Annotated in this window: 18 protein-coding genes and 1 riboswitch; of the genes, 7 read left to right on the top strand and 11 right to left on the bottom strand. The window is 74.9% G+C overall.

Annotation, left to right across the window (positions count from 1 at the left end; translation table 11 throughout):
- Positions 1-37: 37 nt before the first annotated feature.
- The 5 genes from sigJ (at position 38) to JD78_RS10505 (ending at position 9,048) form a co-directional block, all read left to right on the top strand.
- A complete protein-coding gene (gene sigJ / locus JD78_RS10485; RefSeq protein ID WP_153361987.1) occupies positions 38-889 on the top strand; it encodes an RNA polymerase sigma factor SigJ in 852 nt (283 codons plus the stop codon).
- Positions 890-991: 102 nt separating this feature from the next.
- A complete protein-coding gene (locus tag JD78_RS10490; protein WP_153361988.1) occupies positions 992-2,026 on the top strand; it encodes an NAD(P)-dependent alcohol dehydrogenase in 1,035 nt (344 codons plus the stop codon).
- Positions 2,027-2,115: 89 nt separating this feature from the next.
- A complete protein-coding gene (locus JD78_RS22585) occupies positions 2,116-7,488 on the top strand; it encodes a DUF4011 domain-containing protein (RefSeq protein ID WP_153361989.1) in 5,373 nt (1,790 codons plus the stop codon).
- A 133-nt stretch (positions 7,489-7,621) separates the two neighbouring features.
- The gene (locus JD78_RS10500) at positions 7,622-7,906 is read left to right on the top strand and encodes a HesB/IscA family protein (RefSeq protein WP_166521125.1); all 285 of its coding nucleotides are present in this window, start codon (positions 7,622-7,624) and stop codon (positions 7,904-7,906) included.
- Positions 7,907-8,362: 456 nt separating this feature from the next.
- Positions 8,363-8,498, top strand: a riboswitch (cyclic di-AMP (ydaO/yuaA leader).
- Between the two features lie 214 nt (positions 8,499-8,712).
- Complete coding sequence (locus tag JD78_RS10505; RefSeq protein WP_243731022.1) at positions 8,713-9,048, top strand: C40 family peptidase; 336 nt, start codon at positions 8,713-8,715, stop codon at positions 9,046-9,048.
- Positions 9,049-9,093: 45 nt separating this feature from the next.
- Here JD78_RS10505 and JD78_RS10510 read toward each other — a convergent pair whose 3' ends face one another.
- The 3 genes from JD78_RS10510 to JD78_RS10520 all read right to left on the bottom strand — a co-directional run bounded on the left by JD78_RS10510 (position 9,094) and on the right by JD78_RS10520 (position 11,367).
- Positions 9,094-9,627, bottom strand: coding sequence for a hypothetical protein (locus JD78_RS10510; RefSeq protein ID WP_153362483.1), 534 nt, complete (start codon positions 9,625-9,627; stop codon positions 9,094-9,096).
- 139 nt (positions 9,628-9,766) lie between these two features.
- Entirely contained in the window at positions 9,767-10,546 is a 780-nt protein-coding gene (locus JD78_RS10515) for an MBL fold metallo-hydrolase (RefSeq protein WP_153362484.1), read from the bottom strand.
- Positions 10,543-11,367: an alpha/beta hydrolase gene (locus tag JD78_RS10520; RefSeq protein ID WP_153362485.1), complete on the bottom strand. Its 825-nt coding sequence runs from the start codon at positions 11,365-11,367 to the stop codon at positions 10,543-10,545. The genes JD78_RS10515 and JD78_RS10520 overlap by 4 nt, the downstream gene beginning before the upstream one ends.
- 176 nt (positions 11,368-11,543) lie before the next feature.
- Here JD78_RS10520 and JD78_RS10525 point away from each other — a divergent pair, with 176 nt between their 5' ends.
- Positions 11,544-12,593 carry a helix-turn-helix domain-containing protein gene (locus JD78_RS10525; protein ID WP_153362486.1) on the top strand — a complete coding sequence of 350 codons (1,050 nt, stop codon included), beginning with the start codon at positions 11,544-11,546 and terminating at the stop codon, positions 12,591-12,593.
- On the opposite strand, the gene JD78_RS10530 is transcribed toward JD78_RS10525, so the two are convergent.
- The 3 genes from JD78_RS10530 to JD78_RS10540 form a co-directional block, all read right to left on the bottom strand.
- The gene (locus tag JD78_RS10530; RefSeq protein WP_243731023.1) at positions 12,482-13,981 is read right to left on the bottom strand and encodes a GmrSD restriction endonuclease domain-containing protein; all 1,500 of its coding nucleotides are present in this window, start codon (positions 13,979-13,981) and stop codon (positions 12,482-12,484) included. The genes JD78_RS10525 and JD78_RS10530 overlap by 112 nt on opposite strands.
- A 126-nt stretch (positions 13,982-14,107) precedes the next feature.
- Positions 14,108-14,392: a type II toxin-antitoxin system RelE family toxin gene (locus JD78_RS10535; RefSeq protein ID WP_153362501.1), complete on the bottom strand. Its 285-nt coding sequence runs from the start codon at positions 14,390-14,392 to the stop codon at positions 14,108-14,110.
- On the bottom strand, positions 14,389-14,661 hold the full coding sequence (locus JD78_RS10540; RefSeq protein WP_153362500.1) for a type II toxin-antitoxin system Phd/YefM family antitoxin: 273 nt from the start codon (positions 14,659-14,661) through the stop codon (positions 14,389-14,391). Before JD78_RS10540 ends, JD78_RS10535 begins: the two co-directional genes overlap by 4 nt.
- Before the next feature lie 114 nt (positions 14,662-14,775).
- On the opposite strand from JD78_RS10540, the gene JD78_RS10545 reads away from it, so the two are divergent.
- Positions 14,776-15,246 carry a hypothetical protein gene (locus tag JD78_RS10545; RefSeq protein ID WP_153362499.1) on the top strand — a complete coding sequence of 157 codons (471 nt, stop codon included), beginning with the start codon at positions 14,776-14,778 and terminating at the stop codon, positions 15,244-15,246.
- 71 nt (positions 15,247-15,317) lie between these two features.
- On the opposite strand, the gene JD78_RS10550 is transcribed toward JD78_RS10545, so the two are convergent.
- The 5 genes from JD78_RS10550 to JD78_RS10570 all read right to left on the bottom strand — a co-directional run bounded on the left by JD78_RS10550 (position 15,318) and on the right by JD78_RS10570 (position 23,782).
- Positions 15,318-17,069, bottom strand: a complete 1,752-nt coding sequence (locus tag JD78_RS10550; RefSeq protein WP_166521126.1) for a putative bifunctional diguanylate cyclase/phosphodiesterase — start codon at positions 17,067-17,069, stop codon at positions 15,318-15,320.
- A gap of 85 nt (positions 17,070-17,154) precedes the next feature.
- Complete coding sequence (locus JD78_RS10555; protein ID WP_153362497.1) at positions 17,155-18,558, bottom strand: hypothetical protein; 1,404 nt, start codon at positions 18,556-18,558, stop codon at positions 17,155-17,157.
- Between the two features lie 159 nt (positions 18,559-18,717).
- The gene (locus JD78_RS10560) at positions 18,718-19,140 is read right to left on the bottom strand and encodes an acyl-CoA thioesterase (RefSeq protein WP_243731024.1); all 423 of its coding nucleotides are present in this window, start codon (positions 19,138-19,140) and stop codon (positions 18,718-18,720) included.
- Positions 19,141-19,164: 24 nt separating this feature from the next.
- Positions 19,165-21,885: an MGH1-like glycoside hydrolase domain-containing protein gene (locus JD78_RS10565; RefSeq protein WP_208104071.1), complete on the bottom strand. Its 2,721-nt coding sequence runs from the start codon at positions 21,883-21,885 to the stop codon at positions 19,165-19,167.
- 118 nt (positions 21,886-22,003) lie between these two features.
- Positions 22,004-23,782 carry a putative bifunctional diguanylate cyclase/phosphodiesterase gene (locus tag JD78_RS10570; RefSeq protein WP_153362427.1) on the bottom strand — a complete coding sequence of 593 codons (1,779 nt, stop codon included), beginning with the start codon at positions 23,780-23,782 and terminating at the stop codon, positions 22,004-22,006.
- Between the last annotated feature and the right edge of the window lie 32 nt (positions 23,783-23,814).

Genomic DNA, 23,814 nt, shown 5'->3' on the forward strand with positions numbered 1-23,814 from the left:
TTGACGACGCAGCGGCCGAGGATGTGAGGCTGCCCGGGTGATCGTGGACGAGCAGCGCGCGCACCTGACCGGCGTGGCGTACCGGATGCTCGGCACGACGGCCGACGCCGAGGACGCCGTCCAGGAGACCTTCGCCCGCTGGTACCGGCTCACCGACGCCGAGCGGGCGGCGATCGAGCGGCCGGCCGCCTGGCTGACCCGGGTGGTGAGCCGGGTGTGCCTGGACGTGCTCGGCTCGGCCCGGGCCCGCCGGGAGCGCTACGTCGGCGAGTGGCTGCCCGAGCCGGTGCCGGCCGACCCGGTCGACGACCCGGCCGAGCGGGCAGCGCTCACCGACTCGGTGGGCCTGGCGCTGCTCGTCGTCCTGGAGTCGCTGACCCCGGCCGAGCGGGTCGTGTTCGTGCTGCACGAGGTGTTCGCGGTGCCCTTCGGCGAGATCGCCGAGGCGGTCGGGCGCAGCCCCGCGGCCTGCCGGCAGCTGGCCACCTCCGCCCGTCGCCGGGTCGACGCCGCCCGCGCCGGCACCCCGCCGCGGGCCCGGCGCGACGCGGTGGTGCGCGCCTTCGCCGCGGCCTGCGCCGGCGGCGACCTCACCGCACTGGTCGCGCTGCTCGACCCGCAGGTCACGCTGCGCTCGGACGGCGGCGGCCTGGTCAGCGCCGCGCGCAACCCGGTGCACGGCCCGGAGAACGTGGCGCGCTTCCTGTTCGGGGTGCTGGCGAAGAACCCGGCGGCCCGGGTCGAGGAGGTGGCGACCGGGGACGGCGTGGCGTACCTCTGGCGCGACGCCGACGCCGTCCGGGGACTGCTCACCCTCGGCGTCACCGGTGACCGGGCCACCGACGTCTGGATCGTGCTCAACCCGGAGAAGCTCACCCGCTGGGCCTGACCCGTCCAGGGACTCCGGACCCTGCCGCATGCGTCGCGGCGCACCTAGCGTCGGCAGCGGGCCGGTGGTTCCGCCGGCCCGGAACACGAGCGGAGGAGAGCCATGCGCGCGGTGCAGTACCGGACGATCGGCGGCGAGCCCGAGGTGGTGGAGGTGCCCACCCCCGAACCGGGCCCGGGCCAGGTGCGGCTGCGGGTGACCGCCGCGGGACTGTGCCACTCCGACTCGTTCGTCATGGGCCTGCCCGCCGACCAGTACACCTACGGGCTGCCGCTCACCCTGGGGCACGAGGGCGCCGGCGTCGTCGACGCCCTCGGTGACGGGGTCACCGGGGTGTCGGTCGGTGACGCCGTGGCGGTCTACGGACCGTGGGGCTGCGGGCAGTGCCACGCCTGCGCCCGGGGCGCGGAGAACTACTGCACCCGCGCCGCGGAGCTGGGCATCCAGCCGCCCGGGCTGGGCTCCCCCGGTGCGCTGGCCGAGTACATGCTGGTGGACGACGTCCGGCACCTGGTGCCGCTGGGTGACCTCGACCCGGTGGCCACCGTCTCGCTCACCGACGCCGGTCTGACGCCGTACCACGCGATCGTCAGCAGCCTGGGCGCGCTGCCGCCGGGCGGGACGGCGGTGGTCATCGGCGCCGGCGGGCTCGGGCACGTGGCGATCCAGCTGCTGCGGGCGATCTCCGGGGCGACGGTGATCGCACTGGACATCAGCGACGAGAAGCTCCAGCTGGCCAAGGAGCTGGGCGCGCACCACGTGCTCCGCTCCGACGACGACGCGGCAGCGAGGATCCGCGAGCTCACCGGCGGGGTGGGCGCGGCTGCGGTGTTCGACATCGTCGGCGCCCAGGCCACCATCGACCTCGCCCGCTCGGTGGTCGCGATCGGCGGCGTGGTGCAGATCGTCGGCATCGGCGGCGGCACGCTGCCCACGGGGTTCTTCTCCACCCCGATGGGCGCCGCGGTGCGCGCGCCGTACTGGGGCACCCGGACCGAGCTGATGGAGGTGCTCGACCTGGCCCGGGCCGGGGCGGTGCACGTGGAGGTCGAGCGGTTCACCCTCGACCAGGCGCCGGAGGCCTACCGGCGGCTGCACGCGGGGACGATCCGCGGCCGCGCCGTCGTCGTCCCCTGAGCCGTGCCCGGCCGGGACGGGCGGACCTCATCCGTCACATCCCGGCCGGGCTCCCGGACTCCGCGGTTCCGCGGGGGTAGACAGGCGGCATGGGCGACTCCCCGTGCCCGCAGCAGCCGGTGACGATCGAGGCCGAGTGCGTCCCCGTGCTGGACGAGGCGCTCGCCGCCCTCGCCGTCCCCGTGGTCACGCGGCTGGTCCTGACGGCCGAGCGCGAGCTGCTCGGCGCCCGGGTCACCGTCGCCGTCCGTGCCGCGGGGCGCCCGCTCGCCGACCCGGTCGAGCTGCGCGCCGACCTGCTGCCCGGCCGGCCCACCGTGCTGCTCGACGTCCCGCTGCTGCTCGACCCGGCCGCGTTCGCCGCGCTTCCCGAGGCGTCACCCGGCGAGGTCACGGTGCGGGTCGGGCACGACGACGACGTGCTCGCCGGGACGAGCGCGCCGGTGCGGGTGCTCGGCGCCGGGCAGTGGCTGGCCGCGCCCTCACCGCTGGCGCTGGAGCTGCTGGCAGCGCACGTCCGCCCCGACGACCCGGCGGTGGCCGGGCTGGTCGGCGCGGCCGCCGACCACCTGCGGCAGCGCACCGGCCGCCCCGAACTGGCCGACCTCGACCCCGCGCACCTGGACCCAGCCGAGCTGGACCAGGCCGCCGCCGCGATCGTCGAGGCGATGCGCCGCCGCGGCATCCGCCCGCTCCCGGCGGCCGCCCGCTGGGCCGACGTGGCACAGCGGGTGCGCACCCCCACCGAGGTGCTCGACGAGCGCGCCGGGACCGGCCTGGACACCGCCCTCACCCTGGCTGCCGCGTTCGAGCACGCCGGGCTGCGGCCGCTGGTGTGGATCACCGCCGACGACGCCGGACCCGCGCACGCCTTCCTCGGCTGGTGGCGGGGCGGGCCGGGCGCCGAGCACACCGCGACCACCGACGTCGCCGGGCTCGCGGAGCTGGTCGCCGACGGCACGATCGGCCTGGTCGAGCCGGCCCTGCTGGTCGCCGGTGCCCCACCGGCGACCTTCGGCGACCTGCACCGGACGGCGGCCGCCAGCTGGCTCACCGGCGACCACCACCGGCTGCTCGGGGTCACCGACGTGCACCGCGCCCGCGCCGACGGCGTCCGGCCGCTGGGCCCGAAGCCCCGCGCGGCGACCCCGCTGGCCGCAGCGCTGGCCACGCTGCCCGCGCCGCAGCCGCTGGACCTGGCCGACGCCCTCCCGCTGACCGTGCCCGCCGGCCGGCTGTCGGTGCTCGCCGAGCGGCTGGCCGCCGGTGCCCCGCTGACCCTGCTGCCCGCCGACCAGCTCGGGGCGGCCGCCCGCCGGCGGGGCATCCGCGCCGCCCGCGACCTGCCCGCGCACCAGCTCGCCGAGCTGCTGACCGAGCACGGCGGCCTCTACACCGAGCTGTCCTCGGCCGCGTACGGGGAGCAGGCCGGGGCGCTCGCCGAGCGGGCCCAGGCGGTCCTCGCCACCCGCGGCACCAACGACCTGTGCCTGGCGCTCGGCTCGCTCACCTGGGCACCCGAGGGCCGCGCGGTGCGCGCCCCGCTGGTGCTGCTGCCGGTGACCCTCACCGCCGGCGCGAACGGCTCGTTCCGGCTCGTCGCCGACCCGACCGGCGGCACCACCGTGAACGCGCAGCTGCTGGCCGAGCTGCGCCGTCGGCACGGCGTCTCGCTGCCGCTGCCCGCCGAGCCGGACCCGGCGGCGGTGGTGGTCGCGCTGCGCCAGGCGCTGGCCCGCAGCGGGGCGTCGGCCCGGGTGGAGCCGACCGCCGACCTCGCGCTGCTCCCCGCGGCGGCGTCCCGGGTGCGGCAGGACGCCGAGCACCTCGGGGCCGCCGCCCTGCGCAACCCGCTGGTGCCGGTCCTGCTGCGCCCCGGCCAGCCGTTCCCGGCGCAGGACCCGGCCGGCACCGACCTCGACCAGCTGGCGACGACGCTGCCGCTGCCGGCCGACGGGAGCCAGCTGGCTGCGGTCGCCGATGCGCTCGCCGGGCGCACGTTCGCGCTGCTCGGCGCGGCAGGCACCGGGAAGGCGCAGACGGTGGCGAACACCGTCGCCGCCGTGGCCGGGGCGGGGCGGCGGGTGCTCGTGGTCGCGCCCCGGCGCGGCACGCTCGACACCGTCGCCGCACGGCTGGCCGACGCGGGCCTGTCCGCGCTGGTCACCGGCGAGCAGGCACCCGAGCTGCCGACGTCGGAGCTGCCCGACCTGGGCCCGTTGCGCAAGCAGCTGGCCGGGTACTCCGCGCGGCTGCACGCACCCAACTCGGCGGGCCTGTCGCTGTACGACGCCTCGGCCTCGCTCGTGGCGGCGGGCGCCGCGATCCCGTCGCTGCCGGTGCCGCCCGCCTTCGTGGTCAACGCCTCCACCCGCACGACGGCTGCGGTCCGCGCCGCGCTCGCCGAGCTGCCGGCGGTGGCGGCCCGCACCCGGCCGCGCGCCGGGCACCCGTGGGGCTTCCTCGACTCGGCCGACGTCGACCCGGTGGCCGTGCAGGCCGCGGTCCGCGCCGTCGACCGCGCGCTGGACGCCGTCCCGCCCGGCCCGGTGGCCCGGGTGGTGTCGGCCGCGCCGACCCCCGCCGACCTGTCCGCGGTCGCCGTCCTGCTCGACGGGCCCGCCGTGCCGCTGGCCGACCTGGACCTCGCCGGCACCCCGGAGTGGGAGGAACAGGTCGCCGAGCTGCGCGCCGACGTCGCGTTCTTCTGCACCGAGCAGCACCCGGGCATGGACGTCGCCGGTCCGGCGGTGCTGGACCTGCCGCTGGCCGCGATCGCCGAGAACGCCCGGCAGGCGGCCGCCTCGGGCCGGATCGGCCGCGGCAAGCGGCTGGCCGCCGTGCTCGCCGAGCTGACGCCGGCGCTGCTGCCCGGCGCGGAGGTGCCGCCGGCCGAGGTGCCGGCGCTGGCCGAGGAGCTGCTCGCCGTGCAGGCCGCCGCGCGCGAGCTGGGTTTCCGTGCCCGCGAGCTGCCCGGGGTGGACCTGCCGTGGAACTGGAACCCGTTCACCGACGTCGACCGGCTCGACGCCCAGCTGGAGGCGGTCCGCCGGCTCGCCGCCGCGCTGCGGGCGAACCCCGACCACACCCCGGCGCTGCGGCGGTTCATCGACACCGCGTCGCTCCCCGACCCCGCCCGCGCGTCCGCCGTCCGGGCGCTGCAGCGGGCCCTCGCCGAGCTACCGGGGGCCTGCCTCGCCACCCCGGAGCAGCTGCTGGCCTGGGCCGGGGACCGCCGGCTGGTGGCCCGCTGGGAGGAGACCCGGGCCGGGCGGGCGATCGACGAGTTCGGCCTGCCGTCGCTGGCGCACTGGCTGGACCTGCTGCGCGCGCTGCACCTGCTGGACGCCGCCGGGCTGACCGCGATGCGGGATGCACTGGTCTCCGGGGCGGTCCCGGCCGAGCAGGCCGTCGCCGCCTTCGACCGGGGGCTGGCCGAGTCCTCCGTGACCGAGCGGGCCGCGGCCGCCGGGCTGACCGCCGCCGACGCCCGCGCGCACGAGGCGGCGGTGGGGCTGTTCCTGCGGGCCTCGGCCGCGGCCCGGGCCGCCGCCGCCGCGCGGGTGCTGGCCGGCGCGATCCCGGGCAGCTGTGTGCTCGCCACCCCCGACGAGGTGGCCCGCCGGCTGCCGCCGGAGCCGGGTTCCTTCGACCTGGTCGTGCTCGCCGACGCCGGCCGGCTGCCGGTCGCCGACGCGCTGGGCGCCCTCGGCCGGGCGACCGCGGCGGTGGTGGTGGGCGGGGAGCAGGACGGCCTGCTGGCCGCCTGCCTGCGCGCCGGCGTGCCCCGGCGGGAGCTGGCCTGGCACCACCGGAGCGAGGACGAGCTGCTGTTCGCGGTGCCGAACGCGGTGCACCGGGTGGGCACGTTCCCCTCGGCCGTGCCGGGGCCGGCCCTCGCGCTGGTGTCGGTGGACGGCCGCTTCTCCCGGACCGGCTCCGCTGCGGGCACGAACGCGGCGGAGGCAGCAGCGGTGGTGGCCGAGGTGGCGCGGCGGTTCGCCGACTCCCCCGGCGCGGCGCCGTCGGTCGCCGTCGTCACGGTGCACGCCGCGCAGCGCCGACTGGTCGAGGAGCTGCTGCGCGCGGCGGCCGATCCCCGGGTCGTCTCGGCGCTGGACTCCGGTGACCTGCGGGTGGCCGCGGTCGAGGCCGTGCACGGCGGCGAGTGGGACGTCGTGCTGCTCTCCCTGGGCGCCTCCCCGGACGAGCGCGGCGGGCTGCCACTGGACCTCGGACCGCTCAACCGGGCCGGCGGGGAGCGGCGGCTGCGCGCCGTCGTCACCCGGGCCCGCCGTCAGCTGCTGGTGTTCGCGTCGTTCCCGCCGGCGGCGCTGGTGCCGGCCGGCACGGCGCAGCGGGGGGTGCGCGAGCTGCGTGCGCTGCTCGACGTCGTCACCGCGGGCGCCGCGGCGGCGCCGCGGGACGGCGTGCCCGCGCCGGTGCACGACGCGCACCGGGAGGACGTGGCGGCAGCGCTGCGGGACCGCGGGCTGTCCGTGCGGACCGACGTCGGGCTCTCGCAGTTCCGGATCGACGTGGCGGTGGCGCCGGCCGACGAGCCGGGGCAACCGCGGGTGGCGGTGCTGCTCGACGGTCCGGACGCCGCGGTGACGCTCGGCGACCGACTGGAGCTGCCGGTGCGGGCGCTGGCGGCGCGCGGCTGGGCGGTGGAGCGGGTGTGGCTGCCCGAGTGGCTGGCCGACCGGGCGGCGGTGCTGGACCGGCTGGTGACGGCGGTGCAGGCGGCGCGACCGCCGGCGGCCCTGCCCACGCCGCTGCCCGCCGAGGCTGCCCGGCGGGAGGCGCCGACCCCGGCTCCGCCGGCCGGGGACGCGCCGCGGCGGGTGCCGGCGCGGCCGGTGGTGCCGCCGGTGCGGCTGCCCGGGGAGGAGCCGTTCGTGCCCTGGACGCCGGGGCCGGCGGGTGAGCCGCGGGACCTGCGCCGGCTGGACGACCCGGCGATCGCGCGGCTGGTGCGCGAGGTGCTGGTCGACGGGATCGCCGCGGAGGGGCCGGTGCACCGGGAGCGGCTGGCCCGGCGGGCGGCGCGGGCGTTCGAGGTGCCGCGGCTGACCGATGCACGGATGGCGGAGCTGCTGGCGCTGCTGCCCGAGCCGGCGGCGGAGTGGCTGTGGCCGGAGGACCTGGACCCGGTGTCCTGGGCGGGGTTCCGCCGGCAGGGGTCGGCGGGTGACCGGCCGCTGGAGCACGTGCCGCCGGAGGAGATCGGGAACGCGATGGTCGCGCTGCTGCGGTCCAGCGGTGGGTTGACGCACGAGCAGCTGGTGGCGCAGACGCTGGCGGTCTTCGGGCACCGGCGGCTGCACCCGGTGCTGATGCCGGCGCTGGAGGCGGGGCTGGCGCGGGCGGCGCGGGCCGGTCGGGTGACCCGGTCGGGCAGCGGGCAGCCGATCACCGCGACCGACGCGGTGGGTGCGGGCTTCTTTGCGGGTGCGTGACGACGCTTGACCCCGCTCCGGGTGCCGGGGAGGTTGGGGGGTGCGAGGCGAACCGTCTCCGGTCGACCGCCTTGCCCGCCGGCCACCGACGTCCGGCGGGCTGGGCCCCCTGCAACCGAGAGGACCCCGCACGATGCTGACCCTCACCCCCACCGCCGCCACCGCGATCAAGGGGATCCTCGGCCAGTCCGAGGTCCCCGAGGCCGGTGGTCTGCGGATCGCCAACGACCCGACCGGCGCGAACCTGGAGCTCAGCCTGGCCGCCGTGCCCGCCGAGGACGACGCGGTGCTCGACGAGGCCGGGGCGCGGGTGTTCCTGGACTCCCGCGCCGCGGAGCTGCTCGACGACAAGACGCTCGACGCGGCCGCCGGCCCCGACGGCTCGCTGCAGTTCGGGATCGGCGAGCAGACCGCCTGATCTCCGCAGCACCAGCACGACGACAGCGCCGCCGAGGAGTGATCCCCGGCGGCGCTGTCGCGTGCTGGGGAAGTACCCCCGGCAACGTCGTGGTCTGCCCACCCCCGGTGGGCAGACCACGACTGTCGGCAGCACCCCATGTGACCCCCGCCGTGCGCCCGGGCCCCCGCTCCTGACGCAGCTCCAGGGCTTGGCGCGTCGTGAGGCCGTCAACACGAAGCGTGGGCACGCGCCGCCGTCCGACACGATCGTTTCCCCGCGAGACACGCCGGGGACGGCTTGGCGTTTGTTGCGGTCGCGACGGCGAGTCGCTGTCCGAGGGCTCCCGGATCGGGTCGAGATGGACCGCTGCGGACTCCGGGATGCCGACCTAGCGTCATCGCGGCCGACCGGGTCCGACCGTCACCGCCTGTGGTGACACCCGGACGGCACCGCCGAACCGGACGTCGGCTGCGCACGCTGCAGCCGCCGCCTGGACCGGGGACCCACCGCAGTTCTGGGGTGAAGCACGGCCGCACGCAGGTGCGGCCGAGCCGGGCGAGTTCCCCGCCCGAACCCGTCAGCTAACTCGGTAGGCGGTTGAGGAGAACAAGGAGAACCCGTCGTTCCATGACGACCCTGCGCACCACCTCTGCACGTCGTTCCACCCGCACCGCCAAGGGCGCGCTGATCGCGCTGCTCACCGGCGCCGGCGTGGTGCTCACCCCCCTCGCCGCACAGGCCAACGCCGGGGCGCCGCCCCGCCGGCCGCGGCTCCGATCGCCGCGCCGGTCGCGGCCACCGCAGCGCCGAACTCCGCCGCCCAGGTGGTCATCGACACCGCGCTCGCACAGCTGGGCAAGCCCTACGTGTGGGCCGGGGCCGGCCCGAACGTCTACGACTGCTCGGGCCTGACCCAGTTCGCGTACCGGGCGGCCGGGATCACCCTGCCGCACTCGTCGCGGATGCAGTCCACGATGGGCGTGCCCGTCGACCGGGCCCACCTGCAGCCGGGTGACCTGGTCTTCTACTACTCCCCCGTCGGGCACGTGGGGATCTACCTGGGCGACGGGCTGATGGTGCACGCGCCGACCAGCGGCGACGTCGTCCGCGTCGCCAGCATCGACATGTGGGGCTACAACACCGCGCGTCGGCTGGTCTGAGTCGCACACCTCCCGGGGACGCCGCAGTGGCGCCCCCGGGAGGTGTCAGGCCGCCTGGGCCAGGCAGCTGACGGCCGGCCAGCCCGGCGGCAGCGCCCGGGTGGCCTCCCCACCGCGGACGGCGAGGAAGGGGCGGGTCAGCCGCTCCTTCTCGATCCGGTCCCAGGCGGTGAGCAGCTCGGCGACCCAGCGGGCCAGGGTCAGCGCGTCGCTGGCCAGCGGATCGCCGGCGGTCTCCGGACGCGGCCGGGTCGGGATCCGCGGCCAGCGCGGGCTCACCAGGCTCCGCTTGGACGACGGCAGCGACGCGACGTGCGCGGCGAAGGCGGCGTCGAGCGCGCTGGTCTCCGCGACGATCGCCACGGCGAGCGCAGCGGCGTCGGCACCGCGGCCGAACCGCACCGAGGCCTTCTCGGTGGGCACCATGATCCGGCCGACGAGCAGCCGGGCGATCCGGTCGTCGTCCGAGGGCAGCACCCAGGCACCGGCCATCGTCGACTCGAGCCCCTCGCCGACGTTGACGTGCCAGCCGACCACCCGGTCCTCGACCGGCTGGTCGATGACGACGATCCCGCGCATCCCGCTCTCCTGACTCCGGTGAAGCCGTGTTGCTGCGCAGCATCGAGGACGTTGCCGACAGGATTCGCCGAAACGGGGCGTCGACGCCGAGTCGTCACACCATCCGCACCGGCAGTCCCACGAGCCGCAGACGCGCTGGTCAGCCGCCCACGTCGACCGGTACGCCGGAGGGCAGCCAGCGGAACCGCCGACCGACGTCCGGCGCCCGGTCCAGCGCACGCTGCACGCCGTCCCGCCCCTCGCGGAAGTGGCTCCAGCCCTCGTGGTGCACCGGGACGACGACCCGTGGCTCCAGCAGCCGCGCCGTCCGTACCGCGCCCCGGCCCGTCATCGAGAAGCGCAGCGGGCCGGTGACGGGAAACCGGACGCCGCCCAGGTGCAGCACGGCCACGTCGACGGTCAGCCGGTCGGCGACCTCCCGCAGCCGGCGGTGGAACACGGTGTCCCCGGAGATCCACACCACGCCACCCTCGGCTCCCTGCGGGTGGACGGCGAAGCCGACGACGTCCCCGGACACCCGCCGGCTCAACGGCGGGCCGTGCCGCGCCGGCGTCGCGGTGACCACCAGCGGCACCCGACCGGGGGCGGTCAGCACCGTCGAGGCCCACGGCACGAGACCCCGCGCGCCGTCCCCCAGCCGCGCGGCCCCGGCCACCGTCGTCACCACCACCGGGGCCGACGGCAGCAGCGCCCGGCCGGCGTCGTCCAGGTTGTCGGCGTGGTGGTCGTGGCTGAGCAGGACGGCGTCCACCGGCGGCAGGTCACCCCGGTCAAGCGCCGGGCCGGTGACCTTGCGCGAGCTGGTGCCCCAGCCGAAGTCGTACCGCCGTCCGGGCGGGTCGAAGGTCGGGTCGGTGAGCAGCGTCCACCCGGCGAGCTCGACCAGCAGTGTCGGCCCGCCGACGTGCGTGAGCCTCACTGGGCGCCGAGCACCCGGGGGCCGGTCGCGTGCTCGAGCGCCCAGTCGAGGGCCTCGTCGGCGACGGCCTGCCAGCCGGGAGCGGCGGGCAGCAGGTGCGGGAAGCCCTCGTGCTCGCGGAGCTCGGTGACCGTGTCGCCCCGGTAGTGCTTGGCGTTCGAGCGCTGCACCGACGGCGGCATGATGTGGTCCTCGCTGCCGGAGATGAACAGCAGCGGCGGGCGGGCCGGGTTGGCGTAGTCGACGTGCGCGTCCTGCGGCCCGGGCATGAAGTTGGCCAGCACCGAGCTCCACAGGATGTTGCCCGGCGCGGGGATCGCGTACCGCTGGTACAGCCGGCGGGACTCCTCCTCGGTGAAGGTGTTGGTGAAGGCGTAGTGCCACTGCTCCTCGCTGAGCGGGACGGCGCGGTGCCGGTTCGCCGGGTTCTTGAACGCCGTCCAGGTCGACCGCAGCTGCGACAGCGGGAGCACCCGTACGTCCTCGGTGGGGGCGGAGTTGAGCGTGACGCCGACCGCGCCGAGGCCCCGGTCGAGCAGCAACTGGGTGATCGCGCCGCCGGCGGAGTGGCCGATGAGGACCGGCGGCTGCTCCAGCTCACCGATGACCTGCGCCAGGGAGTCGACGATCTGCGGCAGGGTGACCTCGGCGACCGGGGTGGGGTCGGCGTTGAGCGCCTCGACCTCCACCTCGAAGCCCGGGTAGGCGGGGGTGAGCACCCGGAAGCCGCGGGCCTCGTAGTGCGCCTTCCACTCCTCCCAGCTGCGCGGGGTCACCCAGAAGCCGTGGATCAGGACGATGGTGTCGGGGGCGGTGTCCATGGCGCTCTCCCTGCGGGTCGGTCGGGCTGCTGACGCGGGGAGCGTGGCAGCGTGCCGGACTGCAGGATCGGCTCTCCCTGCAGACCTCTGGCCCCTCCGTGCCGGGAGTGGTTCCGCCGGTGCGGTGCGCCTGCCACCCTGGGCGCCACCGCACCGTCGTCCGCAGGGGACTGCCGATGCTGCTGCTGGACACCGCCACCGTTGCACCCGCCGCCCGGGTCGGCGCCTTCCGCGACGCCTTCGGGCAGGCGTCGGTGCCCTGCCGGATCGACCAGCTCGAGCCCGCCGAACGGATGCACTCACGAATGCACCTGTGGCAGTTCGGGACGGCGTCGCTGTTCACCACCGACGCGTCCGGTTTCCGGCTGACCCGCACGGCGCGGCACGTGCGCCAGGAGGCACCGTCCGTGGTGGCGCTGGCCGTGCAGGTCAGCGGCATGGGGCGGTTCAGCCAGTTCGACGCCGACCAGCTGGTGCGCGCCCGCGAGCTGATGCTCAGCGACCTGACCGCGCCGTACCAGTTCTCCTGGGCCGGGGACGGCGGGTCGCGCGCCTTCCACGTGTCCTACGACCGGCTGGCCCTGCCGACCGACGTGATCCGGGCCGCCGGACCGCGGCTGCGTGCCAGCCCGCTGCACGACCTGGTGCGCGACCACCTCGAGGGGCTGACGGCGCACGCCGACCGGCTCGGCAGCGACCCGGCCGCGGCGTCACTGGGGACGGCGACCGTCGAACTGGTGCGGGCACTGCTGGTCTCCGCGGCCGGCGACGTCCGACAACGGCACGTGTGGGAGGACACGCTCCTCACCCGGGTGGGGGCGTACATCGCCCGGCATCTCACCGACCCGGCGCTGACGCCGTCGTCGATCGCCGCGGCGCACGCGGTGTCCGTGCGCCGGCTCTACCAGGTGTTCGCCGACGCGGGGCTGAGCCTGGAGCAGGAGGTCATCGGCCGGCGGCTGGAGGCGGCCCGGGCCGCACTGGTGTCCCCGGCCGGGCGGCGGCGGTCGATCGCCGCCACCGCCCGTGCGCACGGGTTCACCGACCCGAGCCACTTCGCCCGACGCTTCCGTGAGGCCTACGGCCTCCCGCCGAGCGAGTGGCAGCGGTCAGGTCACTCGCACCCGACGCCGTCGCCGTCCCGGTCGAACGTGGTGTCCCAGCCGGGGTCGCCGGCGCGGATCGGGTCGGCACCAGCAGCTCGGACGGCGTCGCAGTTCTTGTAGAACACGCCCGGTGCCGGGGCGGGCGCCGGAGCCGGGGCGGGCGCGGGAGCCGGTGCGGGGGCCGGTGCCGGGGCGGGCGTGGGCGCGGGGGCCGGCGCGTGGACGTTCGCGACGACACCGCCGGGCAGCGGCTCGGCCGGGCAGGTGGCGAGCACGGTGGCGATGGCGTTGCGCTCGGCCTGGGTCATCCAGAGGCCGTAGCTGACCTTCACCGCGACCTGCCGGGCGACGTACGCGCAGCGGTAGGCCTTGTTCGGCGGCAGCCAGGTGGCGGCGTCGCCGTCGCCCTTCTGCATGTTCAGCGGGCCGTCGACGGCGAGCAGGTTGAGCGGGTCGTTGGCGAAGGCGGTGCGCTTCGCGGCGTCCCAGCCCTGGGCGCCGGTCTGCCAGCTGTTGGACAGCGCGACGACGTGGTCGACCTGCACGTCGCTGCTGGTGTCCTGGCCGCGCTGGAAGGCGATGGTGGTGCCGGAGTAGGGGTCGGCGAGGGAGCCGGTGAGCACCACGCAGTCCCGGGTGCCGGGCTTGAACGTCTCGGCGGTGAGGTCGCGGGCGAGGACGTCGTTGCGGGTGTCGCAGCCGTTGCGGTCGACGTCGGTCCAGGCGGCGCCGAACTGGTCGCGGTCGTAGCCGGTCTTCGGGGCACGGCCCTTCACCTCGACGGCGGCCAGCGCCGCGAGCGCGGTGGTGGGCGGCGCCGCGGTAATCGCCGAGTCGGCGTCCGCATCGGTGAGCAACCCGGTCGTGTTCTCGGAGGCCGTCGCGGCCTCCGCCGTCTCCTCGCGCGCGAGCGACGCCTCGGCGGCGGCGATGGCGGCCTCGTCGTCGGCCGGGGTGGCGGGCGCGGTCGCCTCCGTCCCGGAGCTGGCGGTGTCGGCATCGGTCTCCGACGACGCGGCCGTGCCCCCGACGAGCAGGGCGATGACGAACAGGAGCGCAGCGACCGCGGCCGCGGCGCGGGTGGGGGTCAGCCGGGCGGTGCGCGGCGCGGCGGACGCCGGTTCCGGTGCGGCCGGCAGTTCCGCCGTCGGCGGGTGCGCGGTCTCGCCCGTGGCGGCAGCCCGGAACCCCTCGAGGACCTCGCCGGGGTCGGCGGCGTCGAAGGGGAACTGGACGTCGCGCGGACGGACGACGGCGCCGGGCAGCGAGCCGGCGAGGTCGCGCAGACCCGCGCCGGCTGCGGTGAGCCGCTGGGCGTCGGCGTACAGGGTGACCGAGCCGCCGGGGGCGTCGAGCACCAGGCGCAGGTACCGGGCCGAGCTGGTCGGCTCGGCGACGACGAACCCCAGGTCGACGGCCTGCTGCACCACCGGCCGGACCGGGGTGCCCGGGTTCTTGGCCTCCCACCGCTGCAGCATCTGCTCGATGGCGGACTCGGACCGTGACATGCGCTGACCCCCGTGATGCTCCAGTGAGCGTCCATGGTCAGTCGGCGGGCGCGTCGTCCACGGCAGGACAGGCCGGATCTACCTCGTCCGTCCCACTCGCCCCACACCTCGCGGTGCCGGGCGGGGTCAATCGGTCGGCGGTGGAGGGCGGTAGGCCGTGGCCCGGTGCGCGATGCGGACGACGAGCACCGTTCGGGCGACCTCGTCGACGACGACGAGCACCCGGTAGTCGCCGCGGCGGGCGCTGCGCAGGCCGGCGAACTCACCGCTCAGCGGCTTGCTCAGCCGCAGCGGGTTCTCCGGCAGGACGGCAGTGAGGAACTCCACCACGGCAGGCGCGACCCGCGGTGGGAGGCGACGCAGCTGGCGGAGGGCCGCGGACGAGATCTGGACGTCGAACGGCGAGCTCACCCGGGGAGCCCGAACTCCGTCCGGAGCTCGCCCGCGCCGGTGGTGCGCCCCTCGGCCACCTCACGTCGCGCCGATTCGATGTCCTCCCGGACACCGGGTTGCGACAACCAGAAGATCGTCTCGTGCAGCGAGTCCAGGTCCGACTTGGCCATCAGGACGGCGGCTTCCCGGCCGTGCCGGGTGATGGTGACGATCTCGTGCGTGGTCTCTGCCGCCTCGACGAGCGCGGAGAGCTTGTCCTTGGCCTCGCTGAGCGGAACAGTGGTCACGCTGGCCAGCTTAGCCGGAATTCTGGCCGATTCGGCTTCAGAGACGAGGGTGCCGCTCGGAGGGGTCAGGGGTCGATGGTCCCGCCCGCCCCGACTCGGGCAGACTCCGAAGCCGTGGCACGGCGCAAGCGCGGGACCCACCCGTACGACTACACGCCCGGCGACGACCTGCGGTTCGCCGACGCCGGGATCGGCGGCACGCTCCGCGTGCTGCACGGCCCGGGCAGCGGCATGGGCGTGCCGGCGGGCGTCCGCTGCACGGTGGAGGTCACCGCAACCGACGGCGAGGTCCTCGACGAGTGCCACGAGGGGAAGCTCGGCAAGGAGCACCGGCTGCACGACACCGGAGCCGGCGATCGCGTCACGGTGACCGTCCGCGGCGGGTTCGACGAGGGCGAGCAGCTGACCGCATCGCGGACCGTCCGGTTGACCGGGGACCTCGCCGACGTCGTGCGCATCGGTGTGGGCCCGGCGTGGCACCTGGTCGTCGCGATCGACACCGGCGACGAGGACCCGCGGGAGCACTCCCCCAGCAGCGACTCCTGGGGCGCGGGAGCTCGGCTGCGGGGCGCACGTCAGGAGTGACGGCTGCTTACGTCGACTGCCTTCCCCTCATCGTGGCAACCGCGACCACTCGACGGGAATGCCGGCAGCGGTCAGGTGGTCGGCAGGACGTCGACGTCCGACATGAGGCCGACCAGGAGGTCGGCCAGCGGCGCGGGGCGCCCGTAGCGCCAGCCCTGCGCGAAGGTGCAGCCCACGGCCCCCACCGCGGCGGCCTGCTCCGCGGTCTCCACGCCCTCGGCGACGACGTCCAGCCCGAGTCCCTGACACATCGCGGCGAGGTGCGCGAGCATCTGCGCGCGCCGCGGGGACTCCCCGAGGCTGGCGACGAACGAGCGGTCGAGCTTGAGGACGTCGGCCGGCAGCGTGTCCAGCCGGCTGAGCGAGGAGTAGCCGGTGCCGAAGTCGTCGATCGACACCTTGAGCCCGGCGGCGCGCAGCTGGTGCAGCGCGGTGACGGCGGTGGGTGACTCCCCCTCGACGAGGCTCTCGGTCACCTCGAGCACCAGGTGCTGCGCGGGGAAGCCGGTCTCGGCGAGGACGGCGAGCGCTCGCGCGGGGTAGCCGGGGTCGGACAGTTCCCGCCCGGAGACGTTGACCCCGAGGGTGACCTGCTCGCCGGCCCCGGTGCGCACCCCGGCCAGGTCGGTGCAGGCGGTGCGCAGCACGTGCTCCCCCAGCGCCGCGACGAGGCCGGTCTGCTCGGCGACGGCGACGAACTCGACGGGCGGCACGGGACCGTGCTCGGGGTGGGTCCAGCGGGCGAGCGCCTCGACGCCGACCACCTCGCCGTCCGGCAGGGCGACGATCGGCTGGTAGTGCACCTGGAGGTCGCCGGCGTCGAGGGCGGCCGCCAGGTCGCCGGCCAGCTCGGACGACGGCCCGCTCTCCAGCTCGCAGCGGCCCCGGCCGGCGGCCTTGGCGTCGTAGAGCGCGCGGTCGGCGCGGCGCATGAGGTCGGCGGCGGAGTGGTCGGGGCGGTGCTCGGCGACGCCGACCGACAGCGACACCTCCGGGTGCCGGGCGGCGATGTCATCGACCAGGGTCAGCGCCTCCGCGCCGGAGAACCCGGGCAGCAGCAGCGCGAACTCGTCGCCGCCCTGGCGGGCGAGGACGGCGTCGGCGGGCAGCTCGCGGCGCCAGACGTCGGCCACCCGGCACAGCACCCGGTCACCTGCCTCGTGGCCCTGGCTGTCGTTGACCCGTTTGAAGTGGTCGAGGTCGAGCAGCGCCGCGGAGATCCGTCTCCCGCCCCGGGAGGACGCGGCGAGCAGCTCCTGGAGGGCGTCGTCGAAACCGCGGCGGTTGGCCAGCCCGGTGAGCGGGTCGCGGCTGGCGCTGGAGGCCCGCAGGACGAGACCGCGCACGACGGTGCCCAGTGCGACGACGACGGCGTCGAGCGCGAGTGCGATGGCGGCCGGCACGTCGCCCTGGGCGATGAGCGCGGCAGTGACCGCGGCGATGCCGAAGCCCATGTGCAGCCAGGCCAGCGGCAGGCTGAAGAAGAAGCAGGCGTCGACCGCGACGAACGACAGCAGCGCGGCGGCAGCCATCGCGGTGGCCGGGTCGGGGCTGACCAGGACTCCGCAGGCCACGAGCGCGGACGCCGAGGCGACGGGCCCGTGGAAGACGTGCCGCGGCCAGCGGGAGCCCCAGCGGAAGGAGACCGCGCCGCAGAGCAGGACGACGACCGACAGGCCGAGGATCTGCCAGCGCCCCTGCGACCCGGCACCGGGCCCGACGACGGCGAACAGCCCGGCGATCCCGGCGGCGATGTAGAAGGTGGCCAGGACGCGCGCCATCATCCGCGGCGTGGCCACCGCGGGCGCCGTCGACCAGGTCATGCGGTCTGGTCGGCCTGCCGGCGCGCGAGGTTGACCGGCACCGCGGAACCGGGCCGTCTCGCTCCCCCGCCCGGGTGACCGCTGGTCACATGGTGACGGCCGCCCCGTCGTCCGCGCCATCGTCGGACGAATCGGGCGCAGGCACCGATGCTGCCAGCTCGACGCCGTCCTGCGACGAGAGCGCAGTGCTCGCGAGTGCCGGCGACGTCTCTTTGGGGAGTTCGGCGACGTCCCTCATCTTGGGCGCTGCAGCCGTCCATGCCCTCAGGTTCTGCAGCACCTCCCCGTAAAAGGTCTCAACTGCATCCAGGACCGAATCGATGGCCGCCCCTCGGCCTCGACCGCGCTTGGTCCCCAACGGACTGGTGAGCGCAACGCGGAAGCTCCTAATCTCTCGCTTCGGGTCCTGAACGAGAACGGCAGAGTCCTCGCGCACTGCTCTGAGCAGCTCAGCGGCCCCCGGGCCCCTCGCATGCATGGCGAATGCCTCGATGCGAACGCTCTCGGGAGCCGCCCTCAGCTGCCGGACCAGCCAGTTGACCCGGGTTGTGGGGCGCCCTTCCCGGGGCGCGTCGACGTCGACATGGCAAGTCACACGATTGGCCCGGAGGTCCAGTTCGATGCTCAGCGGGGCGACAGCATGCGGGATCCGTATCGCCCCCGAGACTCGCCCATCTCGGACCAAGCTCTCGACCAGAGTCGTGTTCCGCAGGGCTGGCTCCGCCATCTCGCGGCGTGTGAGGGCAGGCACGACCTCGGTGCCGAGCGTGCGACCGAGTCGCAGCGACACGTAGCGCATCAGCGCATCGAAACGAGCGGCGACGTCGGCGACGCCCTTGTCCGACGCTCGCAGCGTGCCCGCACCAACGGCGTCGCGAACGGGAACCCAGGACGCGCCCATGTCCTCGAACTCGAGCGCGCCGGAACGCGGGTGCTCCAAGTAGCGGATGAGTTCACCGAGAATCCACGCCTGGTCGGGGTCTGCCACCCCGCGGTGCTCTTTCTGGACGACCGCCGCAGCCAGGATCTGACTCCACGGCAGATGGTGCATGGCGACCTTGCGGAGCTTGCGCTTGTCCACCTTGGTGGGATGTTGACCCGCGAGCGGGGAGATCTCGTTGCTGATCGTGATCAGCGCGTCGAAGCCGTTCTCGCGCGCGATGTCGAGGTAGTTCTCGAGTTGCTCGGTACCCAGCTCGTTCGTGCCCGTCTTCACCTCGACGAGGGCCGTCCAGCTCCGCTGTCCACGAGTGACGCGGATGAGCCCGTCCGGATAGCACCGCTTCTCGCCGAGCATGAACGGCACCTCGATGAAGGCCTCGATGGCGCCCGCCGGCGCACCGAAGGGTTGCGTCAGACCGCGGCCGAACTCCTTGACGGCGGTGATCACCGCGAGGAGGGCCGACGTGGCACGTCGCTCCTGCTCTTCAGCCCCGTTGATCCCTGATGTCGGGATCAACCGCGCTTCGTGCCAACTCTCCTCAGTCATCCCCGTTGCACCCTTCGATCAGTCAGCGATTCGCTTTCGACACTAATGATCAGAATTCACAGACACGACTCACCCGCCAGGTCTCAGTTCTCTCAAGCGGATTGACACCACTCAGGCACCACCGCCCACTCTGTGAAGGCCGCCGACAGGGCGGTTCGCTCAGCGGCGGATGCGCTCGCGGCCGCGGGTGAGCGAGGTGTAGCCGTGGGCGAACGGGCGGCCGTCCTCGTCCACCGCCACGAAGACGACCTTGTCGATGGTCAGGATGCTCGCCCCGGTCACGATGTTCCGCGCCTCGGCCCGCATGGTCAGCGACGTCCGGCCGAACTCGGTGGCGACCAGCCCGATCTCGATGATGTCGCCCAGCCGCGCGGAGCCGACGAAGTCGATCTCCGAGATGTACTTGGTGACCACCTTCGCCGTGCCGAGCTGGATGGCCGCGTAGACGACGGCCTCGTCGTCGATCCAGCGCAGCAGGCTGCCGCCGAACAGGGTGCCGTGGGCGTTGAGGTCCTCGGGCCGCACCCACTTCCGCGTGTAGAAGTTGATGCTCGGCTCGACGTCGCCGTCCTCGTGCGTCACCTCGGCGACCCTAGCGGCGGCTGGTCAGGCCCAGCGGGGGTCGGCGGGCAGTCGCGGGTTGAGCAGGTGCGCGACCAGCGCCGTCCAGCCGGTCTGGTGCGTGGCACCGAGGCCCTCGCCGGTGTCGCCGTCGAAGAACTCGCTGAACGTCGGGTGCTCGCGCCACAGCGGTGAGTCGCTGGACTCGATCCGCTTGCCGTCGGCGGGGCGCTTGCCGTCGACCGGGCGGAACAGCCGGGTGAGCGAGTTGTCGATCAGGTCGGCCGCCTCGATGAGCGTGCAGTGGTTGCCCGAGCCGGTGGGGATCTCGATGGTGAACGAGTCGCCGTAGTGCCGGCCCAGCGTGCGCAGCTTGTCCGCCAGCAGCACGTTCACCGGGAACCACACCGGCCCGCGCCAGTTGGAGTTGCCGCCGAACAGCTTGGTGCGCGACTCCCCCGGCTCGTACTCGATCGACACGTCCCGCCCGCCGACGTTGGCGAACACCTGCCCGGTCGACTTCGACAGCGACCGGATGCCGAACGGGGAGAGGAACTCCTCGGTGTCGAACATCCTCTGCAGGATCCGGGTCAGCCGCTCCTTGCCGACCAGCGAGAGCAGCATCTTGCGCCCCTCCGGCGTCGACCGGCTGCGCAGCGGGCCCATCAGCTCCGGCCGGCGCTTCTGCAGCCACCGCACCCGGTCGGCGACGTCGGGCAGCTGGCTCACCCACGCCGGGATCTCGGTCGTGCCCAGGATCGGCAGCAGCCCGACCATCGACCGCACCCGCAGCGGCTCCGTCGTCCCGTCGGGGGCGATGAGCACGTCGTGGAAGAAGCCGTCCTCCTCGTGCCACAGCGAGACCTCGTGCGAGCCGAAGGCGTTCATCGCCTGCGAGATGGCGAGGAAGTGCTCGAAGAACTTCGTCGCGACGCCGTCCCACGCCTGGTCGGTGCGCGACAGCTCCAGGGCGATCTTCAGCATCTGCTGGCAGTAGAACGCCATCCAGCTGGTCGCGTCGGACTGCTCGAGCTTGTAGCCGGGCGGCAGCGGCGCGGACCGGTCGAACAGCGCGATGTTGTCCATCCCGAGGAACCCGCCCTCGAAGACGTTCGAGCCGTCGGCGTCCTTGCGGTTGACCCACCAGCTGAAGTTCAGCAGCAGCTTGGTGAACACCCGGACGAGGAACTGCTGGTCGCGGTAGCCGTCGATCCGGTACACGTGCCAGGCGGCCCAGGCGTGCACCGGCGGGTTGACGTCACCGAACGCCCACTCGTAGGCGGGCAGCTGGCCGTTGGGGTGCATCGCCCACTCACGGCACATGAGCAGCAGCTGCTCCTTGGCGAAGTCGGGGTCGACGTGCGCCAGCGGCAGGCAGTGGAAGGCGGTGTCCCACGCGGCGAACCACGGGTACTCCCACTCGTCGGGCATGGAGATGACGTCGGCGAGCGCGAGGTGCCGCCAGCCGACGTTGCGCCCGCCGCGCTTCTTGCGGGTGTCCGGCGCCGGCGCCTCCGGGTCGCCGTCCAGCCACTGGGCGACGTCGTAGCGGTACAGCTGCTTGGTCCACAGCAGGCCGGCGTAGGCGCGGCGGGCGACGTGCCGGTCGTCGGCGGACAGGCTCGGGTGGATGACGTCGGCGTAGAACTCGTCGGCGTCGGCCTTCCGGGCATCGAGGACGGCGTCGAACTGGGGGCCGAACGTCGCGTCGTCCGGGTCCTCCTTGCGCAGCCGCAGCTTGACGGTGACCGTCTCACCGGGCTGGACGGCGTCCCACGAGTACCAGAACGCGGCCTTGGTGCCGGTGTCGGCGGGGTTGACGGCGTCGCGGTCGCCACGGACGACGCGGCGGTCGATGCCGTCCTTCGTGTACCGGGTCTCGTTGCGCGCGGCGCCGAAGAGCTCGACGGCGTTGGTCTCGTTGTTGCAGAACAGCACGTTCGGCGCGCCCTCGGCGGCGAGCACGTACCGGCCGAGGAAGCCGTGCTCGGCCTCGATGGCCTCCAGGCCGTTGACGGCGAGGGTGGGCGCGAGCAGCTGGCTGAGCACGCCCTGGCGCTTGTCGCCGCCCCAGGACCAGGTGTTGCGGAACCAGACCTGCGGCAGCAGGTGCAGCGGTGCGGCCTGCGGACCGTGGTTGGTGGCGGTGACGACGATGCAGACGTCGTCCGGGGCGTTCTTCGCGTAGGTCATCTGGACGTCGAAGAAGCGGTCGTCGTCCAGGACGCCGGTGTCGGCGAGCTCGAACTCCCGCTCCAGCTTGCTGCGCTGCGCGTTCTCGTCGCGGAGCTCCTGGTACGGGAACTCGGCCTGCGGGTAGCGGTAGAGCCACTGCATCCAGGAGTGCGTGGGCGTGCCGTCGACGGCCCACCAGTGCTCCTTGGCGTCCTCACCGTGGTTGCCCTCGGCGTTGGTCAGCCCGAACAGCCGCTCCTTGAGCACCGGGTCCTTGCCGTTCCACATCGCCACGGAGAAGTTGAGGAAGCCGTAGCGGTCGCAGATGCCGCCCAGGCCGTCCTCGCCCCAGCGGTAGGCGCGGGCGCGCGCGTGGTCGAACGGGAACGACGCCCACGCGTCGCCGTCGGCGGAGTAGTCCTCGCGGACGGTCCCCCACTGCCGGCCTGCCAGGTAGGGGCCCCACATCCGCCACGGCGCCGACATGTCCGCCGACTCGGCCAGCCGGGCGTGCTCGGCGCTGAGCGGCGTCGGCTCGGGTCGGGGGGCGGGCTCGTCGATCGGCGCGGCGCCGGGGGTCGCGTCAGACACGTGCCCCACGGTCCCACGGGTTCGTTGCGTGGTCGTGTCGGACCGGCGGGTCGGAGACGCGTCTCACGGCGGGGCGTCCCGCCCGTCGCACGGACCCCGTGGGCTCGACGGGGATGGATCAGCCGCGGTGGACGCCTCCCGCGGGGGCGGCCTGGGCGGCGAGCAGACCGGGGAACGGCACCGGGTGGCCGTGGCGCCAGCCCTGGGCGAACGTGCAGCCCATCGCCCGCACGGCCGCCTCCTGCTCGGCGGTCTCCACGCCCTCGGCGACGATGTCGAGGCCGAGCCCGCGGCACATCGCCACCAGGCTGTGCAGCATCTGCGCGCGACGCGGCGAGCTGTGCACGGTCGCGACGAACGACCGGTCGAGCTTGAGGAGGTCGGCCGGCAGCGTGTCCAGCCGGCTGAGCGAGGAGAAGCCGGTGCCGAAGTCGTCGATGGCGACCGACAGTCCGGCGTCGCGGAGGGCCTGCAGGGTGGCGACGGCGTCCGGCGACCCGCCCTCGAGCAGGCTCTCGGTCACCTCGATCACCAGGTGGTCGGCGGGGAAGCCGGTGTCGGCGAGCACGGCCGCCACCCGCTGTGCGTAGCCGGGGTCGGTGAGCTCGCGGCCGGAGACGTTGACGCCGAGGGTCAACTGCTCACCGGCAGCGGTGCGGACGCCGGCCAGGTCGGCGCAGGCGGTGCGCAGCACGTGCGCGCCGAGGGCGTGGACCAGCCCGCTCTGCTCGGCGACCGGGACGAACTCGCCGGGCGGCACCGCGCCGCGCTCCGGGTGGGTCCAGCGGGCCAGCGCCTCCACCCCGACGACGGCGCCGCCGGGAAGGGCCACGATCGGCTGGTAGTGCACGGCGACGTCGTCCGCGGCGAGCGCGGCGGCGAGATCACGGGCCAGGGTGGAGCCGGTGCCGCCGGCCAGTTCGCACCGGCCCCGGCCGGCGGCCTTGACCTCGTAGAGGGTCCGGTCGGCCCGGCGCATCAGCTCCGCGGCGGTCTCCCCGGGGCGCACCTCGGCGACGCCGCACGAGACGCTGATCTCCGGGTGACCGGCGGAGGCGCGGCGGACCAGCGCGAGGGCGTCGGCGCCGGCCGTGCCGGGCAGCAGGACGGCGAACTCGTCACCGCCCTGCCGGGCGAGGACGGCCGACGGCGGCAGCTCGTGCCGCCAGACGTCGGCGACCCGGCAGAGCACCCGGTCGCCGGCCTCGTGGCCGTCGGTGTCGTTGATCTGCTTGAAGTGGTCGAGGTCCAGCAGCGCGGCCGACAGCGGCTCATCCCGGCGGGCGGCCGCGGCGAGCAGCTCCTGCAGGGCGTCGTCGAAGCCGCGGCGGTTGGCCAGCCCGGTGAGCGGGTCGCGGCTGGCGCTGGAGGCGCGGATGACCAGGCCGCGGGTGACGTTGCCCAGCGCGGCGACGACCGTGTTCAGCGCGAGCGCGATCGAGATCGGCACCTCGCCCTGGACCAGCAAGGCGACGGTGGTGGCGCTCATGCCCAGCAGCAGGTGCGCCCAGGCGAGCCGGAGGCTGAAGAAGAAGCAGGCGTCGACGGCGGCGAAGGCGAGCAGCGAGGCGGCGGCCATGGCGATGGCCGCGTCGGGGCTGACCGCCACCACGAGCGCGATCACCAGGCTGGCCGACGCGACCAGACAGTGGAAGACCCGCCGGGGCCAGCGGGAGCCCCAGTGGAGGGAGGTCGCACCGGCGGCGATCGCGGCGACGGCGAGGACGGCGGTGAGCGAGCGGCTCTGCTGCGCTGCGCCGGGACCGAGGACGGCGAACAGCCCCGCGATCCCGGCGGCCACGTAGAAGGTGCCCAGGACCCGTGCCATCAGCCGCGGTGTCGCCACCGCGGGCGCCGTCGACCAGTTCACCGAGTGGTGGTCGGTCCGGCGGCGCACGAGGTTGACGATCCGAGCGAGACCGAGGGGTT

The organism is Modestobacter roseus, assembly GCF_007994135.1.
Classification (GTDB): Bacteria; Actinomycetota; Actinomycetes; order Mycobacteriales; family Geodermatophilaceae; genus Modestobacter; species Modestobacter roseus.